13 protein-coding genes are annotated in these 15,984 nt (G+C 73.5%); all 13 read right to left on the bottom strand.

The annotated features are described in order from the left end of the window. Positions 1-189 precede the first annotated feature (189 nt). The 13 genes from DEJ14_RS08500 to DEJ14_RS08440 all read right to left on the bottom strand — a co-directional run bounded on the left by DEJ14_RS08500 (position 190) and on the right by DEJ14_RS08440 (position 15,954). Positions 190-1,386, bottom strand: a complete 1,197-nt coding sequence (locus DEJ14_RS08500; RefSeq protein WP_111085627.1) for an LLM class flavin-dependent oxidoreductase — start codon at positions 1,384-1,386, stop codon at positions 190-192. Continuing rightward, positions 1,383-3,008, bottom strand: a complete 1,626-nt coding sequence (locus tag DEJ14_RS08495) for an ABC transporter substrate-binding protein (RefSeq protein WP_258373285.1) — start codon at positions 3,006-3,008, stop codon at positions 1,383-1,385. The genes DEJ14_RS08500 and DEJ14_RS08495 overlap by 4 nt, the downstream gene beginning before the upstream one ends. Beyond that, positions 3,005-4,639 carry a dipeptide ABC transporter ATP-binding protein gene (locus DEJ14_RS08490; protein WP_111085628.1) on the bottom strand — a complete coding sequence of 545 codons (1,635 nt, stop codon included), beginning with the start codon at positions 4,637-4,639 and terminating at the stop codon, positions 3,005-3,007. Before DEJ14_RS08490 ends, DEJ14_RS08495 begins: the two co-directional genes overlap by 4 nt. Continuing rightward, positions 4,636-5,529, bottom strand: coding sequence for an ABC transporter permease (locus tag DEJ14_RS08485; RefSeq protein ID WP_111085629.1), 894 nt, complete (start codon positions 5,527-5,529; stop codon positions 4,636-4,638). The genes DEJ14_RS08490 and DEJ14_RS08485 overlap by 4 nt, the downstream gene beginning before the upstream one ends. Continuing rightward, positions 5,526-6,581, bottom strand: a complete 1,056-nt coding sequence (locus DEJ14_RS08480) for an ABC transporter permease (RefSeq protein ID WP_111085712.1) — start codon at positions 6,579-6,581, stop codon at positions 5,526-5,528. The genes DEJ14_RS08485 and DEJ14_RS08480 overlap by 4 nt, the downstream gene beginning before the upstream one ends. Then, positions 6,578-7,600, bottom strand: coding sequence for an LLM class flavin-dependent oxidoreductase (locus DEJ14_RS08475; RefSeq protein ID WP_111085630.1), 1,023 nt, complete (start codon positions 7,598-7,600; stop codon positions 6,578-6,580). The genes DEJ14_RS08480 and DEJ14_RS08475 overlap by 4 nt, the downstream gene beginning before the upstream one ends. After that, positions 7,597-9,033: an NtaA/DmoA family FMN-dependent monooxygenase gene (locus DEJ14_RS08470; RefSeq protein ID WP_111085631.1), complete on the bottom strand. Its 1,437-nt coding sequence runs from the start codon at positions 9,031-9,033 to the stop codon at positions 7,597-7,599. Before DEJ14_RS08470 ends, DEJ14_RS08475 begins: the two co-directional genes overlap by 4 nt. Further along, a complete protein-coding gene (locus tag DEJ14_RS08465; RefSeq protein WP_111085632.1) occupies positions 9,030-10,283 on the bottom strand; it encodes an LLM class flavin-dependent oxidoreductase in 1,254 nt (417 codons plus the stop codon). Before DEJ14_RS08465 ends, DEJ14_RS08470 begins: the two co-directional genes overlap by 4 nt. 10 nt (positions 10,284-10,293) lie before the next feature. Beyond that, positions 10,294-10,671, bottom strand: coding sequence for a carboxymuconolactone decarboxylase family protein (locus tag DEJ14_RS08460; RefSeq protein ID WP_111085633.1), 378 nt, complete (start codon positions 10,669-10,671; stop codon positions 10,294-10,296). A gap of 224 nt (positions 10,672-10,895) precedes the next feature. Continuing rightward, positions 10,896-12,173 (bottom strand): NtaA/DmoA family FMN-dependent monooxygenase, encoded by a 1,278-nt coding sequence (locus tag DEJ14_RS08455; protein ID WP_220036435.1) that lies wholly within the window; start codon positions 12,171-12,173, stop codon positions 10,896-10,898. Beyond that, entirely contained in the window at positions 12,170-12,982 is an 813-nt protein-coding gene (locus tag DEJ14_RS08450) for an LLM class oxidoreductase (RefSeq protein WP_181437554.1), read from the bottom strand. The genes DEJ14_RS08455 and DEJ14_RS08450 overlap by 4 nt, the downstream gene beginning before the upstream one ends. 171 nt (positions 12,983-13,153) lie before the next feature. Beyond that, positions 13,154-14,374 (bottom strand): acyl-CoA dehydrogenase family protein, encoded by a 1,221-nt coding sequence (locus DEJ14_RS08445; protein ID WP_111085635.1) that lies wholly within the window; start codon positions 14,372-14,374, stop codon positions 13,154-13,156. A 95-nt stretch (positions 14,375-14,469) separates the two neighbouring features. Continuing rightward, positions 14,470-15,954: a reverse transcriptase family protein gene (locus DEJ14_RS08440; protein WP_111085636.1), complete on the bottom strand. Its 1,485-nt coding sequence runs from the start codon at positions 15,952-15,954 to the stop codon at positions 14,470-14,472. Positions 15,955-15,984: the final 30 nt, after the last annotated feature.

The raw sequence follows: 15,984 nt of genomic DNA, 5'->3' as shown, positions 1-15,984 counted from the left end.
ACGTGCACCGACCGCTCGGGCCGCACGGGCCCCGACGCCGACCCCGACGCCGAACAACATTGTCGACGTCGCACGACGACCACGATGTCGCTCGTAGCAGGCGCCACTGGTTGCACGCGCGCACGAACGACGAGCCCGATGTCGTGCGACATCGAGCTCGTCGTTCCGGGTCGACACGGACCAGTACGGTCAGCGCACCCCGGCACCCACGCCAGCCCCCGCACGCGCAGCACCAGCACCAGCACCAGCACCAGCGTCACCACCTGCAGCACGCGCCGCCCACTCCGCCGCGAGCAGCTCGTACGAACGCACCCGGGCGTCGTGGTCGTGCGTGATCGTCGTCACCAGGAGCTCGTCCGCGCCCGTCGCCCGCTGCAGGACCTCGAGGCGGTCCGCGACGGCCGCAGCGTCGCCAACGAACCGGGTGGCGAGCCGATCGGCGACCGACCCTGCCTCCGCCGCAGCGAGCGGCGTAGCACGTGCCGCGGACGGCGTCGGGTACTCGATCGCCCCGACGCCGGAGCGGATCGAGTGCACCCACTCGGCGTACCCGAGCGCCAGCTCCGCGGCCTCGGCCTCCGTGCGCCCGACGACGACGTCCGCCGACACGATGACGTGCGGTACGTCGAGCACCCCAGGGCGGAACGCGTCGCGGTAGGCCTGCACCGACGCCAGGACCGTGCCGGGCGATGTGTGGTAGTTCGCGCCGTAGGGCAGTCCGAGTGCTCCGGCGACCCGGGCGCTCTCGCCGCCGGTCGACCCGTGGATCCACAGTTCGACGGACGCTCCTGCTGCCGGCGGTGCCTCGACGACGGCGCCGTCACGCGACCAGGTGCCGGCGAACAGCGCCCGGATGAGCGACAGCTCGCCCTCGAACCGGTCGACGTCACCGGGGACGCGTCCGAGCAGCTCCCCCTGCAGGGCGAACCGGCTGCCCGGTGCGATGTGGAAGTCGAACGGCGCGGGTACGAGCAGTCCGTCGACGACCTCGTCCGAACGGGGCGCGAGCGACGGCGGCTTGGGGGTACCGGGTGCCGGCGCCCCGGAGCGGCCGAGCCCGAGGTCGATCCGCGGCCCGTACAGCGCAGCGAGGGTGCCGAAGGTCTCGGCGATCTGCAGCCCGCGGACGTTGCCGACGAGCGTGGCCGCACTGCCGACCCGGATCGTCGACGTGGCCGCGGCGACCGCTCCGATCACGATGGTCGGCGCGCTGCCCGCGACACCGGGGTTGAGGTGGTGCTCGGCGAGCCAGTAGCGGGCGTACCCGGCACGTTCCGCGGCGACGGCCAGGTCGACGGTGCGGTGCAGCGCCGTGGCTGCTGACGACCCGGCGGTGACCGGCACCAGGTCGAGCACCGAGAGCGGGACCTGTCCAGCGGCGCTCACGAGGCGTCCTTCCACGCGCCGGTCAGCTGGTCGAGCCGGGTGTCGGCGCCGAAGACGATGCCGTGCACGTCCGTCGCCGGCGCGATGATGCTGGTGAGTTCGTGCACCGGGACGAAGTCGACCTGGGACGCGACGCGCTGCTGGATCTCCCCGAAGGTGGCCGACCGGTCGGACGCCGACGACTGCGACAGCTCCTTCGTGAAGAGCGCGTCGAGCGTCGTGTCCGACGCACCGATGGACTGGGCACCCGAGCTGGAGAACTTCGACCGCAGGACGTCACCGTCGGCGCGCGAGCTGTTGTCCCACGACAGGTCCCAGTCGCCGCTCGTCAGGTTGGCGAGGTACTGCGGCACGGTGCCGCTCTCGAGGGTGACGCCGACGCCGATCTTCTTCAGCTCCTGCTGGATGAGTTCGAGCGAGGTCTGGTTCGGCCCGAAGTTCGTGATCCAGACGAGCTTGAGCTGCAGCTTCGTCCCGTCCTTCGAGCGGATGCCGTCGGAGCCCTTCTCCCACCCGGCGGCGTCGAGCGCCTTCTTCGCCGCGGCGGGGTCGTACGAGATCGTCGACGACGTGTCCGTGTACCCGGGCGTCGTCGACCCGAGGACCGAGTCCGCGACCTTGAAGAGGCCGTTGAGCGAGGTGTCACGGACCGCCTTCGGGTCGACGGCCTGTGCGATCGCCTTCCGGACGACCAGGTCGGACACGATCGGCCGCTTCTGGTTGAACGTCAGGCCGAACACCTGGCCCGGGTTGGCGCGGGTGACGAGGTCGTACTGCGACTGCAGGGTGTCGACGTCACTCGGCTGCACGCTGCTGATCGCGTCGAGCTGCCCCGACTGCAGGCTGCCGGTGCGGACGCTCGCCTCGGGTACGACCTGGAACGTGACCTTCGACAGGTGCGCCGCTCCGGAGCCGCCGCGGGCTGCGGGACCCCAGTCGTAGTCCTTTCGCTTCGTCAGGATCGTGGACGTGTTCTTCGTGTACGACTGCAGCGTGAACGGTCCGGTGCCGATCACGGCTTTCCCGTCGGCGCGGTCCTCGAACGGGGTCTCGGTGGTCTTCGGGGCGACGATGCCGAGGGCGACCGACGACGTGGCGTTCGGGAACGCGGCGTTCGGCGCCCCGAAGTCGACCTCGACCGTGTCGTCGTCGACGACCTTCGTCCCCGTGTAGCCGGAGAAGTACGCGGCGGCCGTGCTCGACGCGCCGGCCGAGGCGATGTCGTCGAAGGTGTCCTTGACGGCCGTCGCGTCGAACGCGGTGCCGTCCGAGAACGTGACGCCGGAGCGCAGGTCGAACGTGAACGCGGTGGCGTCGGCGTTCGCCGAGTACTTCGTCGCCAGCCACGGCTTGAGCGAGCCGTCGGACGGGTCCTGCCAGAGCAGCGAGTCGACGAGCTGCCGGGTGATCGCGAGCGTGTCGTTGCCCGCGCCGGTGCCCGTCGGGTTGAGCGTGATCGGGTCGTTCGCGATGGCGTAGGTGAGCGAGCCGCCGTCGACGGGCTTCGACGACGAGGACGTCGACGCGGTACCGCCCGACGAGCAGCCCGCCATGACCAGGGCCGCCGCGGTGCCGGCCGCGATCGCGGCCACCAGACGGAAGGGGGTGCGGTGGGTGGTCATGAGACTCCTTCGGTGGTGGGGACGCGCCGGGATCGTCCCGGGATCGCGTCGAGCAGTGCGCGCGTGTACTCGTGCTGCGGGTCGTGCAGCACCTGTGCCACGTCGCCGTGCTCCACGACGCGGCCGCCCCGCAGGACGGACACCTCGTGCGCGATGCGACGGACGACGGCGAGGTCGTGCGAGATGAACAGGTAGGAGACGCCGAGCGTCGACTGCAGCTCCGCGAGCAGGTCGAGGATCTGCGCCTGGACGGACACGTCGAGTGCGGAGACGGGTTCGTCGAGGACGATGAACGACGGGTCGAGTGCGAGCGCGCGGGCGATCGCCACACGCTGCCGCTGTCCGCCGGACAGCTCTGCCGGTCGACGACCGAGCACGGACGACGGCAGCGCGACGAGGTCGAGCAGCTCCGCCGCCCGTACCGCGCGGGACCGCCGGGTGCCGATGCCGAAGGCCGCGAGCGGGTCCGCGATCACCGCACCCACCGACAGCCGCGGGTGCAGCGCCGCGTACGGGTTCTGCTGCACGATCTGCGCCTGCCGCCGGTACGCCCGCAGCGCCGCACCGCGGGCTCCGCCCACGTCGGCACCGTCGAACCGCACGCTGCCGGCGTCCGGGCGTTCGAGCCCGAGCACGAGGCGCGCGGTGGTCGACTTGCCCGAACCGGACTCCCCCACCAGCGCCAGGGTGCGGCCCCGCGGGACGGTCACGTCCACCCCGTCGACGGCGGTCACGCGGTCGAAGGACTTCCGCAGTCCGGTCGCGACGACGAGTGGGTCGCCGTCTGCCGGGAGGCCCGTGCGGAGTCCGACGGACACGGTCACGTCGTCGAGACTGGGCGCCGCTGCGATCAGTGCGCGCGTGTACGCCTCACGGGGTGCGCCGAGCACCTCGGCCGGGGTGCCCTGCTCGATGATGCGCCCCTCGGACATCACGACGATGCGGTCGGCCCGGTCGGCGGCGACCCCGAGGTCGTGCGTGATGAACAGCACGCTCGTGCCCCGTTCGGCGACGAGCCGGTCCAGGTGGTCGAGGATCGTCCGCTGGACCGTGACGTCGAGCGCGCTCGTCGGTTCGTCCGCCACGAGCAGCTCGGGGTCGCCGATCAGGGCGATCGCGATGAGTACCCGCTGCCGCATCCCGCCGGACAGCTCGTGCGGGTACTGCCGCGCGCGGAGCTCAGGACGGTCGATGCCGGCCCGGCGGAGCTCCTCGACGGCGCGTTCCCGAGCCTCGGCACCGGTGGCGAGCCCGTGGATCCGGAGCACCTCGGCGACCTGGGTGCCGATCCGCGTCACGGGGTTGAGCGACACCGTCGGGTCCTGCGGCACGAAGCCGATCCGCACGCCGCGCACGGACCGCACCTGGCGGTCGGTCGCGGTGACCAGGTCGAGGTCCCCGGAACCGTCGGCCGCCCCGGAGAGCCGCACCGTGCCTCCTGTCAGGTCCGCCGCTGCGGGCAGGAGCCGGAGGACCGCGTGCGCCGTCGTCGACTTGCCCGAACCGGACTCACCGACGATGGCGACGCGCTCGCCGCGGCCGACCTCGAGCGTGACGCCGTGGAGCGCGGTGCGCGCACTGCTCCCGCGGCCGTAGGTGACGGTCAGGTCCTGGATGCTGAGCAGGCTCATCGGACGGCCCTCCGTTCCGTGTCGAGCGCGCGGGCGACGCGGTTGCCGGCGAGCACCGTGACGGCGATCACGAGGCCGGGGATGGTCGTGAGCCACCACGAGGACGCGATGTAGTCGCGCCCGGTGGCGACGAGCGAGCCCCACTCGGGCTGCGGTGGCTGCGCGCCGTAGCCGAGGAAGCTCAGGCTGGAGACGGCGAGGATCGCGGTGCCGAACTCGAGGGCGGCGAGCACCAGGACGGGGCCGGCCGCGTTGGGCAGTACGTGCACGGCCAGCACGCGCCACCAGCGGTTGCCGTTCGCGCTCGCCGCCTCGACGTACGGCGCGGTGCGGACCCGGACGACCTCGGAGCGCATGATGCGGGCGATCGTGGCGATGCTCGCGACGCCGACCGCCACCGCGACGTTCACGGTGCCGAAGCCGAGCACGGTGACGATCGTCAGCGAGAGCAGCAGGCTCGGGATCGCGAGCAGGACGTCGGCGACGCGCATGAGGACGGCGTCGACGACCCCGCCGATGAAACCGGCGACGAGCCCGACGAGCGAGCCGCCGACCAGGCCGATGACGATCGCGACGACCGCGGCCTGCAGTGTGACCGCGGTGCCGTGCACGACGCGGGCGTACAGGTCGCGGCCGAGCTGGTCGGTGCCGAACCAGTGCGCGGCGTCGGGAGCGGTGAGCTTGGCGGCCGGTTCGGCGGCGAGCGGGTCGTGGTGGGTGAGCGCTCCAGGCAGGAGCGCGGCGAGGACGACGAGGGCGAGCCAGACGAGGGCGACGGTGAGCGTCGGCCGGGCGACGAGTGCACGGAGCGCTGTCGGGGTGCCGCCGGGGACGCGGTCGGTGGCGAGCGACGCGGGGCGGCCGATCGCGAGCTGCGTGGTCTCGGTCATGCGGGGACCGCCTTCGGTTCGGTGGCGCTGGAGGGGGTCGCGCCGGACGGGCTGGCGCCGGGCGTCCCGCCGGGCGTCGCGCCCGGTGTCCCGCCGTCCTGGTCGCGGAGCTTCCGACGGCTGCCGGCGACGACGACGCGCGGATCGAGCAGCGGGTACACGAGGTCGACGACCAGGTTCACCACGACGAAGATCGCGGCGGCGAGCAGCACGATGCCCTGCACGACGGGGATGTCCTGCTGCTGCACGGCGGTGGCGGTGACCCGGCCGAGGCCCGGACGGGAGAACACCGTCTCGGTCACGACGGTGCCGGAGAACAGCTGCCCGACGATGAGTCCCGTCACGGTGAGTGCGGGCAGCGCAGCGTTCTTGAGCGCGTGCCGGAGCTGCACCCGCCACCGCCCGGCGCCCTTGCCGTACGCGGTGTCCACGTACGGCTCGCGGAGCGTCTGGACGAGGGACTTCGACAGCAGCTGTGCGATCGTGGCACCGGTCGGCAGAGCCAGGGTGATCGCCGGCAGGACGACCGACGCTGGGCCCTCGCCACCGAACGCCGGGAACACGTGCAGCCCGAACGAGAACCACTGCACCAGCAGCAGCGCGAACCAGAACCCGGGGACGGCGACGCCGATCGGGGGCAGCTGGAGCAGGAACTGGCCGAGGGCCCGGTTCCGGGTCCACGTCGCGAGGACCGCGATCCCGCCGCCGAACACGATCGCGAGCACGAGGCCGGCGACCGCGATCTGGGCGGTCGGCGCGATCGCTTCGCCGATGACGTCGGCGACCGGTCGACCGACGCCGATCGAGCGGCCGAGGTCGCCGGTGAGCAGGGCGCCGAGGTGCTGGACGTACTGCACGAGCACCGGCTGGTCGAGGCCGTACTGGTGCCGGAGCGCGTCGAGCTGCGCCGCCGTGACGTCGGTGGCGTCCGGGCCGACCATGATGCGGGCCGGGTCGCTCGGCAGCACGTAGAGGACGAAGAACGAGATCGTCCACGCCGCCCAGAGCACGAGCACGGCCTGGCCGATGCGGGAGAGCACGTAGCGGGTCATGCAGCCACCGCCGTCCGGGCGCGCGTCCACCCGAGCGCCGGTGCCACCTTCGCCACGACGTCCGAGACGATCTGCTCGTACTCGTCACCGGCGAACTCGTAGGGCAGCTCGACCCGGAACTCGTCGACCTCGGCGAGCGTGGCGTCGTGCACGAGCTGCTCGACGATCTGCTCGGCGGGCCCCACCAGGTCGGCCGAGAACAGGGTCCGCCGCGGTCCCTGGGGCGCGGTCTGCCGTGCGAGACGGGACTCGTACCAGGTGCGGTACCGCTCGCGCGAGACCCGGTCGGCCGAGTCGGTCGGCACGACGCACCGGCCCCAGGCCACGCGGGGCGTTCGCCCGGTCGGCAGCGCGGCGCGGTACGCGGCGAGCTGGTTCCGCTGGGCGGTGCCGTAGTCGTCGGTGCCCTCGCCCGAGGTGAGGTTGCCGAGCAGCAGGTTGAGCCCGGAACTGCCGGCGAAGGAGGCCGACCGGAGCGACCCGCCGCCGTACCAGACCCGGTCGACCAGACCTGGCGCGTAGGGCTGCAGCCGGGGGCGCTGGACGTTCCCGGGGCTCTGGATGACGGTGTCGTCCGCGCCGAGGAACGCGCCGCGCAGGTTCTCCACGAACCGGGAGACCCGCCCGTACCCACGGTCGAAGGCGCGCCAGTCACCGTCGAACACCAGGTCGCCGAGGATCTCGGCGTGCGGCGACCCGGTGGACAGCCCGACCTGCAGCCGACCGTGCGACAGGACGTCGGCGAGCGAGAAGTCCTCGGCCAGGCGGAAGGGACTCTCCCACCCGATCGGCACGACGGCGACGCCGAGCTCGATGGACGTGGTGCGCTGCGACGCCGCCGCCAGGAAGACCGCGGCCGAGCCGATGCCGTGCTCGAGGTGCCGGTGCCGGACCCAGGCGCCGTCGACGCCGAGCCGCTCGGCCGTGGCGAACAGGTCGAGGGTGGCCTCGAGACCGTCGGCTGGGGCGTCGTCCTCGAAGTTGCCGGGGACCAGGATCGCGAGGCTCGAGATCGTCACGCGAGCACCCCGGCGGACGCTGCCGCACGCGCCGGACCCGCCGCAGCGGCCGTGCGTGCGGCGGCCGAACGGTCGCGGATCGTGCCGGGCAGGTCGAGCGTCTGCCGGAGGGTCGCCCCCTCGTCGTAGGACTGCCGGTAGACACCGCGCTCCTGCAGCAGCGGGACGACCGTGTCGACGAACTCGTCGAGGCCGTACGGGTTGGTGTGCGGCACGACGACGAACCCGTCGGTGGCGCGCTCCTGCACGTACCGGTCGATCTCGGCGGCGATGTGCGACGCCGTCCCGACGAACCCGCCGCGGGTCGAGGCGCGGATGACGAGGTCGCGGATGGACAGGTGCTCGGCCTCGGCCAGGTCCCGCCAGGACTGCACCAGGGCGGGGACGTCGCGGGTGTGCCGTGCGCGCCCGCGGGTGATCGCGGTGCCCTCGTAGTCGGGTTCGATCGTCGGCAGCGGGCCGTCGACGTCGTAGGACGACAGGTCGCGGTTCCAGACCTGCTCGAGGAACGCGATCGCCGTGGCCGGGCTGACCTGGGCGCGACGGATGGCGTTCGACCGTTCTTCGGCGTCCTCCGCCGACGAGCCGATCACGAACGTCGCGCCGGGCAGGATCAGCAGCTCGTCCTTCGACCGTCCGACCCGTTCGAGCCGCTCGGTGACGTCGCGGTGGAACGCCTGCGCGTCGTCGAACTCGGTGTGCAGCGAGAAGATCACCTCGGCGTTCGTGGCGGCGAGGTCGCGCCCCTCGTCGGAGTCACCGGCCTGCACGATCACCGGGTGCCGCTGCGGACTGCGGGGCACCGGGAACGTCCCGGTGACGTCGAACTGCGCGCCGTGGTGGTCGACGTCGCGGATGCGGGACCGGTCGGCGAACACGCCGTCCGCCAGCGCGCCGCCCGCGCCGGTGCCGGCGACGACGGCGTCGGCCTGCCACGAGTCCCAGAGCTCGCGGGACAGCGCGATGAACTCGGCAGCCCGCGTGTACCGGTCGGCGTGGTCGAGGAACCCGCCGCGGCGGAAGTTCGCGCCGTGGAACGCGTCCGAGCTCGTCACGACGTTCCACCCGGCACGACCGTCGGTCAGGTGGTCGAGCGTGGCGAGCTGCTTCGCGAGCTCCACGGGCTCGTTGAACGTCGTCTGCAGGGTGCCGACCAGACCGATGTGGTCGGTGACCCCGGCCAGGGCGGCCAGGACCGCGAGGGTGTTCGGGCGCCCGACGACGTCGAGGTCGTGGACGCGGCCCTTCTGCTCGCGGAGCCGCAGGCCCTCGGCGAGGAACAGGAAGTCGAAGAACCCGCGCTCGGCGTTGCGGGCGAAGTGCTCGAACGACGAGAACGCGATCTGGCTCTCGGCGCGGTCGTCGCTCCAGATCGTGGTGTTGTTGACGCCCGGGAAGTGGGCGGCGAGGTGGACCTGACGCTTGGTGCTCATGCTGAGACCTCCAGAGAGGACGGACGGGCGTACCGGCTGACCGCCGGGGCGATGCCGAGCCGCGTGCGCAGGTCGGCGGTGGGACGGGACGCCACGTCGGCGCGGAGGCCGGCGGTGACGAGGGCGGGGACGAGCTGCCTGGCGATGGCGGTGCTGTCGATCGGGATGCGCAGGGGGCGGAGCCGGACGCCGGCGAAGCCGAGGCCCCGCAGGTCCCCGATCAGCGACACGAGTTCGGGCACCGTCGTCGCGAACACGGACGTGTCCGATCCGGAGCCGACCGCGTACGGGGTACCGGCAGCGGCGTCGAGCGCGGCGAGCTCGTCGGCCGCCGCAGCGGTCGAGGACCCGATCAGCACCGCGAGGTCGGCGAGGACCGGGCGACGGACGTCCGACCCGGCCACCTGCTCGAGGTGACGGACCTCGTCCAACAGGTCCCGCGCCTCTCCCCACCAGCTCGGCCCGCCCGCCGCTTCGCGACGGTCGGGTACCGGCTGGCGTGGGCCCAGGCCGTCGTGGCCGGGCGTGACCAGCACGACGTCCGCGGCGTCCACGGCGAACGCCGCAGCGTCGGCGCGGTGCGCCAGCGAGAAGACCGGTGGACGGCCCTGCGGCGACCGCGGCACGATCGACGCGCCGTGGACGGACAGGTGGCGGCCTTCGTACTCGGCGTTGTGGATGCGGTCACGGTCGATGAACCGGCCGGTCGTGACGTCGCGGACGATCGCGTCGTCGTCCCAGCTGTCCCAGAGGCGGGACACGACCTCCGCCGCCTCGCGGGCCTCGTCGAACAGCGTGGCCGCGTCGTCGCCGCCGGGTCGACGGCCGAACAGGGCCGCCTCGCGGGTCGTCGGACTCACCTGGATCCGCCAGCCGGCTCGCCCCAGCGAGACGTGGTCCAGGGTCTGGAGGCCCGTGGCGACGTGGAACGGTTCGGTGTGCGTCACCGAGACGGTCGGCACCAGACCGACGGCGCGGGTCGCGGGGGCGACCGCGTTCGCGACGAGGAGGGCGTCGAGGCGTCCGACGACGGTCGTGGTGTCGAGGTCGTCCGCCGCGTCCACCGGGCCGGCGGTGAACGAGTCCTCGATGGTGACGGCGTCGATGCCGAGCCGGTCCTGCTCGACGACGACCTCGCGCCAGTGCCGGAGGCTCGACAGGCGCTGCGCGGCCGGGCCGGCGACGCGCCAGGCGGCGGGGTGCCAGCCGGCGCCCTGCAGCGCGGTGACGAGGGTGATGCGGTCGGGCATGGCAGTCCTCCTAGTGGGTGTGCGCGGCGTGGTCGGCGGCAGCCGGCGCGGGGGACGCGTCGGCGCCGAACTTGAAGCCGAGTCGGCCGTGCGCGAAGCCGCCGCCGGCGCGGACGGCGGTGGCGACCCAGGCCGCCTCGGCGAGTTCGGCCTCGGTCGCTCCGGCCGTCACGGCGCGCTGGCTGTGGCCGTCGATGCAGTAGACGCACTGCGTGGTGATGCCGACGGCGAGGGCGATGAGCTCCCGGTACTTGAGCGGGATCGCGCGGCCCTCGGCCTGGAACACCGACTCGTCGAACTGGACGAAGGCCTTGAGGATGTCCGGGGTCTGCTGCTTGTAGACCTTCGTGAAGGTCTTGTCCTGTTCGCGGTCGAGGTAGTCGGTCATGTCGGCGACGCTAGGGCGGTCGGGGCCCCGAGGCGACGGGTGTTGCGGACCGTGACCGGCGGTGTCGCCGTGTGACACGGTGCCGCCGGCTGGCCGTCACACGGCGTCACGCGCGGCGCCGGGCGCAGGTGTGGTGCGAGGTTCCGTACTCGGTGCGGGGCCGCGCGGCTCGCACCGTCTCCGGAACCTCGCACCGTTCGGCGGGCGGCTCGCACGGTGCGAGGTCAGAGCCCCCGGGCACGCGCCGCGAACCGCCCGCGCAGCGTCACGTCCTCGTACGACCGGTGGAACACCCCGCGGCGCTGCAGGATCGGCACGAGCTCGTCCACGACGGTCTCGAGGCCCCGCGGGAACTCGTCGATCATCAGGTTGCAGCCGTCGGCGGCACCGGTGCGGTACCAGTCCTCGATGGTGTCGGCGGCCTGTTCCGGGGTCCCGACGACGATCCGGGCGCCGTACCCGCCGAAGCCCCGCAGCACGTCCCGCAACGAGGTGTTGTTGGCGCGCACCCACCGCACGACCGTCTCGTGGTACCCGAGCGACGGCCCGTAGGTGACCGGGTCGACCTCGCGGTCGAGGATCGCCGACGGGATCGGCGCGTCCGGGTCGAGCCCCGACAGGTCGGCGTCGAGGTGCGTCCCGAGCGCCCGCAGCGAGTAGCCGTCCGGCGCCAGGGACTCGAGCTCGTCGAAGCGGCGCTGCGCCTCGGCCTCGGTGCTCCCGAGCACGAGCGACAGTCCGGGCACGATCGCGACGTCCGACGCGCTGCGCCCGTACGTCTCGGCGGCGGCCTTGACGGCGCGCCGGTGCTCCCGCGCGGGTTCCGGGGTGAGTTCGACGGCGAAGACGCCCTCGGCGACCCGCGCCGCCAGGTCACGACCGTGCGGCGATCCCCCGGCCTGGAACACGACCGGGTGGCCCTGCGCCGACGGCGGGACCCGGAGCACGCCCTCGAGGTCGAGGAACTCGCCGTGGTGCACGACCGGCTCCCCCGTCGCGGCGGACCGCCAGAGCGCCGTCACGAGGTCCACGAACTCCCCCGCGCGGGCGTACCGCTCGGGCCGGTCGGGGTTCGTCGCGACACCGAAGTTCGCGGAGACCGAGCAGTCGTAGGTGGTGACGGCGTTCCAGGCGACGCGCCCGCCGGACACGAGGTCCAGCGACAGCAGCCGCTCGGCGACGTCGAACGGGTCGTTGTACGTCGTCGATGCGGTGCCGACCAACCCGAGGTGGCTCGTCGCGTCGGCGATCGCCCCGAGCGCCACGAACGGTTCGAGCAGTCCGTAGGCCCGGACGTTCGGGTCGCCGAACGCCGGGTGGTCGGCGAAGAAGACCATGTCGAGCAGGCCGCGTTCGGCGGTGCGCCCGAGGTCGCCCCAGAACTCGGCCGTGAGCAGGTCGGTCGGGTCGACGTCCTGCGTGCGCCAGGCCGCCGGACGCTGCCCGAAGCCCTGCAGGTTCACTCCGAGGATCAGGCCGGCGTCGCCGCCTGCGCCCGTCACGCCGTCACCGCCGCGGCGTCCGGCACGGCGAGCCCGAGCAGGGCGCGGAGCGTCGGACGTGTCGGTCGCGTCGGTCGTGGAGGTCGCGTCACGGTCGACCGGGAGGCCCGGTGCGGCTCCGCCCCGTCCGTCTCCCCCGGCAGCGGTGCGAGCGGGTGCGCCGCGCCCCCGAGCACGAGGTCCGCTCCGGGCACGTCGACGTCGTGCCAGACCGCGAGGAGGGGTTCGCCCTGCCGGCTCGACGGCGTCGTGAGCGGTCCCCGGACGCGGTAGCCGTCCGGTCCGCCGTCGTGGTCGAGCGGTCGGATCCGGTCGGTGTGCGCGAAGACACCCGACGCGCGGTCACCGACGATGCTGTCGAGCGGCCAGGTGCGCCACAGCCCGCGGAGCACCCGGGCGAACTCGGCAGGGTCGTGCGGTGCGCCGGTGCTCGGGGCTCCGGTGCTCGGTGCGCCGTGGTCCCGGGCGCCGACGACGATGCCCACCCGGCCGTCCAGGACGTGGTCGAGCGAGAGCACCCGACGGGCGACGTTGTACGGGTGCTCGCGGGTCGGTGCCACGGCGACGAGGAACCCGTGCTCCGGCAGGGCACGGCCGAGGGTGAGCGCCGCGGTCGTCGGGTCGAGTCGGTGGCCGGTGCTCGTCGCCGCGTCGAGGCGATCGGTGCCGATCGCCACGACGGCGGCTCCGGAACCGACGATGCGGACCGCGAGTCGGGCGATGCCGCCGGGTGTGGCGGCCGCCGCTGCGAGGTCCGCGTCGGGCACGGCGACGATGAGCGGTGCGGGGGTGCTGGGCGCGGTGGTCACGGTGGTCCTCCCGTTCGAGGTGCGCAGAACGGCCCGCCACGGTCACCTCCCCAGCGTCCGTGGCGAGCCGGTGCACCGACCGTAGGTGCTCACCTCGGCACGCTGCACGCAGGTGTCGGCGGGTTGCGCCCCGTGACGGTCCGTTACGGCGGAGCGCTCAGCGGTCTGCCGTCAGCGGTCGAGTGGACTCGCACCGTTGACGAGCAGGTCGGCGACGATGCGGCGCTTGTGCACGCGCGGGTTGTGCGACGCCAGGGTGCGGGCGTTCCGCCAGTGCCGGTCGAGGCCGAGCGAGCGGAACGTCCCCGAGGACCCGAGCGCGTCGAACACGAGCGTCGTCGCGTCGAGCACGGCGTCCGTGACGATGGTCTGGGCGCGCGCCACCGCGACCCAGCTGCGCTCGAGCGCCGCACGCAGCGCCGGGTCCGTCGACGGGTCCGCACCGGCCGCACGCAGGGCGGTGTGCCGGTCGACGGCCGCGTCCACCGGGCCGAGGCTCGCGGCGAACGCGGCGTCGGCGGCGTGCACCCGGGCGTCGACGGTGCCGATCACGCCCAGCAGCTCCGGATCGTGGGTCGGATCCGCCGCGGTGCCGTTGTGGTGTCCGCGCGCCCGGGACCGCAGCGCCTCGACGCCCTCGCGCAGGGCAGCTCGGCCGATGCCGACCAGGATCGCGTGCATCACCGTCTGGTAGTACTGCTCCTGGTACGGGTACCGGGTCGCGTACGGCAGCACCCGCTCGTCGGGCACCGGCACGTCGGTGTAGGTCACGCTCCCGCTGCCGGTGATCCGCTGGCCGAAGCCGTCCCAGTCGTCGCCGATCAGCACACCGGGGTCGGAAGCGTCGACGAGCGCGACGGACTTCGCGCCGGTGTCGTCGACCGCCAGCACCGTGATCCACCGGGCGTACACGCTGCCCGTCGAGTAGAACTTCCGACCGGTCAACCGCCAGGACCCGTCCGGGTCACGGACGATGCGCGTGGTGAGGTCGACCCCGGTCGTGTTCGGCGACTCGCTCCACCCGCCGCCGACGAACTCGCCGTCGCCGAGCCGCGTGACGATCGCACGGTCGAACGCGGTGCCCTCGGCGTGCACGCGGTCCTCGACGAACGAGAAGTGGTTCCGCCACACGTGCGCCAGGCTCGGGTCGACCTCGGCGATCTCGGCGATCGCCCGGAACACGTCGGACAGACGGGCACCGACCCCGCCCCACGCGACCGGCGTCCGCCACCGTGCGAAGCCGGCGTCGACGAGCCAGCCGAGCTGGTCCGTGGCGAGACGCTCCTCACGTTCCCGTTGGCGGGCGTCGAGACCGATCCGCTCGATGACCGGCCGGAGCGGCGCGATCAGCGCGTCGTAGCGGTCGTCGGCCGGGAGCTCACTCGGACACATGGCGGCACGCTACCCAGGTGCGCGCGGCGATCGGCAGGGCGACGCAACGCGGGGCAACCGAGCGCAACCGGACGTCACACGGTGCGCGGACGGCCTCACCACACGATGCGCGCGAACTCCTCGCGGAGCCGTCGGGCCCGGCCCGGGTTGGCCTGCTCGACCCACCCGATGCGCCCGAGCAGGTGCGCCCGGAACTCCGGGTGTCCCGCACGGTTCTGGGAGGCCGGCCCGTGCACCACGGCGTTGTGCAGGACGGCGTGCAGCCGGTCGACCTCGCGGCGCCCGGGCGAGGTCCGCTCGTTGACGACGACGCCCGTGACCGACTGCCGGACCCCGCGGCGCCGCACCCGGGTCTTCGACGGGTTGAGGCGGTGTCCCTGTTCGGTCACGATCCGGTCGACGCCTCGCAGGAACGCGTCCGGTCGCGCGGCGAGCTGGTCGCCCCCACTGAACGTCAGGTCGTCGGCGTAGCGGGTGTACACCGCGTCGACGGCGCCTGCCCACCCGGCCAGCCGGGCGTCGAGGTGCCGGAGCGAGGTGTTCGCCAGCGCGGGCGACGTCGGTGCGCCCTGGGGCAGGTGCGCCGTCGCCAGCGCCTGGCGGAGCGCGTGGCGCTCCTCCGGCGAGCCACCGGCGGGCATCGCGCTGAGCACGTGCACCGGAACCCGGTGGGTGCACAGCCCGGTCAGCACGTGCGCGAGCGGTTCGGCGAACCCAGCGGCCCGGAAGACGCCGTAGGCCGTCGGGGCGCTGACGCTCGCGAAGAACGTCGTGAGGTCGGCGGTGACCACGACCTGCTGGCCGGTGTGCACGGCCGCTCCCGTGACGACGCTCCGGCCGGCCACGAACCCGTGCGCGGCGTCGTGCACGGGCAGCATCGTCAGGAGTTCGTCGAGGATCGTCCGTTGCGTGCGGCGGAGCATGTCCATCGGCTTCTCGAGCAGGCGCGGTGCTCGACCGGGTCGGGTGATCCACTCGTGTCGGTAGTGGTGGAGCGGGCTCGAGGGCCCGGAGCGACGGTTCCACGCGCGGGTGTCGGCGAGCCAGAGCAGCCGGCCGACGGTTAGGTCGAGTGCCCGGGCGAGCTCGGGCAGGGTGTCGACGAGCAACGGGCTCGCGGTCTCCGGACGGGCACGCACCGCGGTGGCCCGGCGCACGAGCACGCGGACCGGCCGGCGGTCCTCGCGCGACCGGTGCAGCGCCACGAGCCGAGGCGCGACGGCCAGCACGGCGGCGAGCTGGCGCGGAGCGTCCACCGGTGGCCGGGGGTACGCCTCGAGCGCGGCGGCGACCGCGAGCCCGACGTACGCGCGCTCGACGCCGACGACCACGTACCCGACGGCCGTCAGCTCGTCCGCCTCCCACCGCTCGGCGGTGAGGAACGCGTCGGCCAGCGCCGCGGTGACGACGGAGCGGGGCGTGGGGTTCCCGGAGGACCTGTCGGTGCCTCCGTGCAGCGGCGCGCGCGGAGCGCGCTCGCCTGCTCGGGGCGTGTCGTCCTGCTGGTCCTGCGTGCCCCGGGGTGACCCCGGAGAGGTCGACGCGTCACGCGCGCCGGCCGCCTCCCCCGGGAACTCCACGCGCTCACCCTACGGCGACGCGGTGACACC

Source organism: Curtobacterium sp. MCJR17_020 (assembly GCF_003234365.2).
GTDB lineage: Bacteria > Actinomycetota > Actinomycetes > Actinomycetales > Microbacteriaceae > Curtobacterium.
Note: the sequence above shows the minus strand (reverse complement) of the source record. Positions and strands in the feature narration are given on the sequence as shown.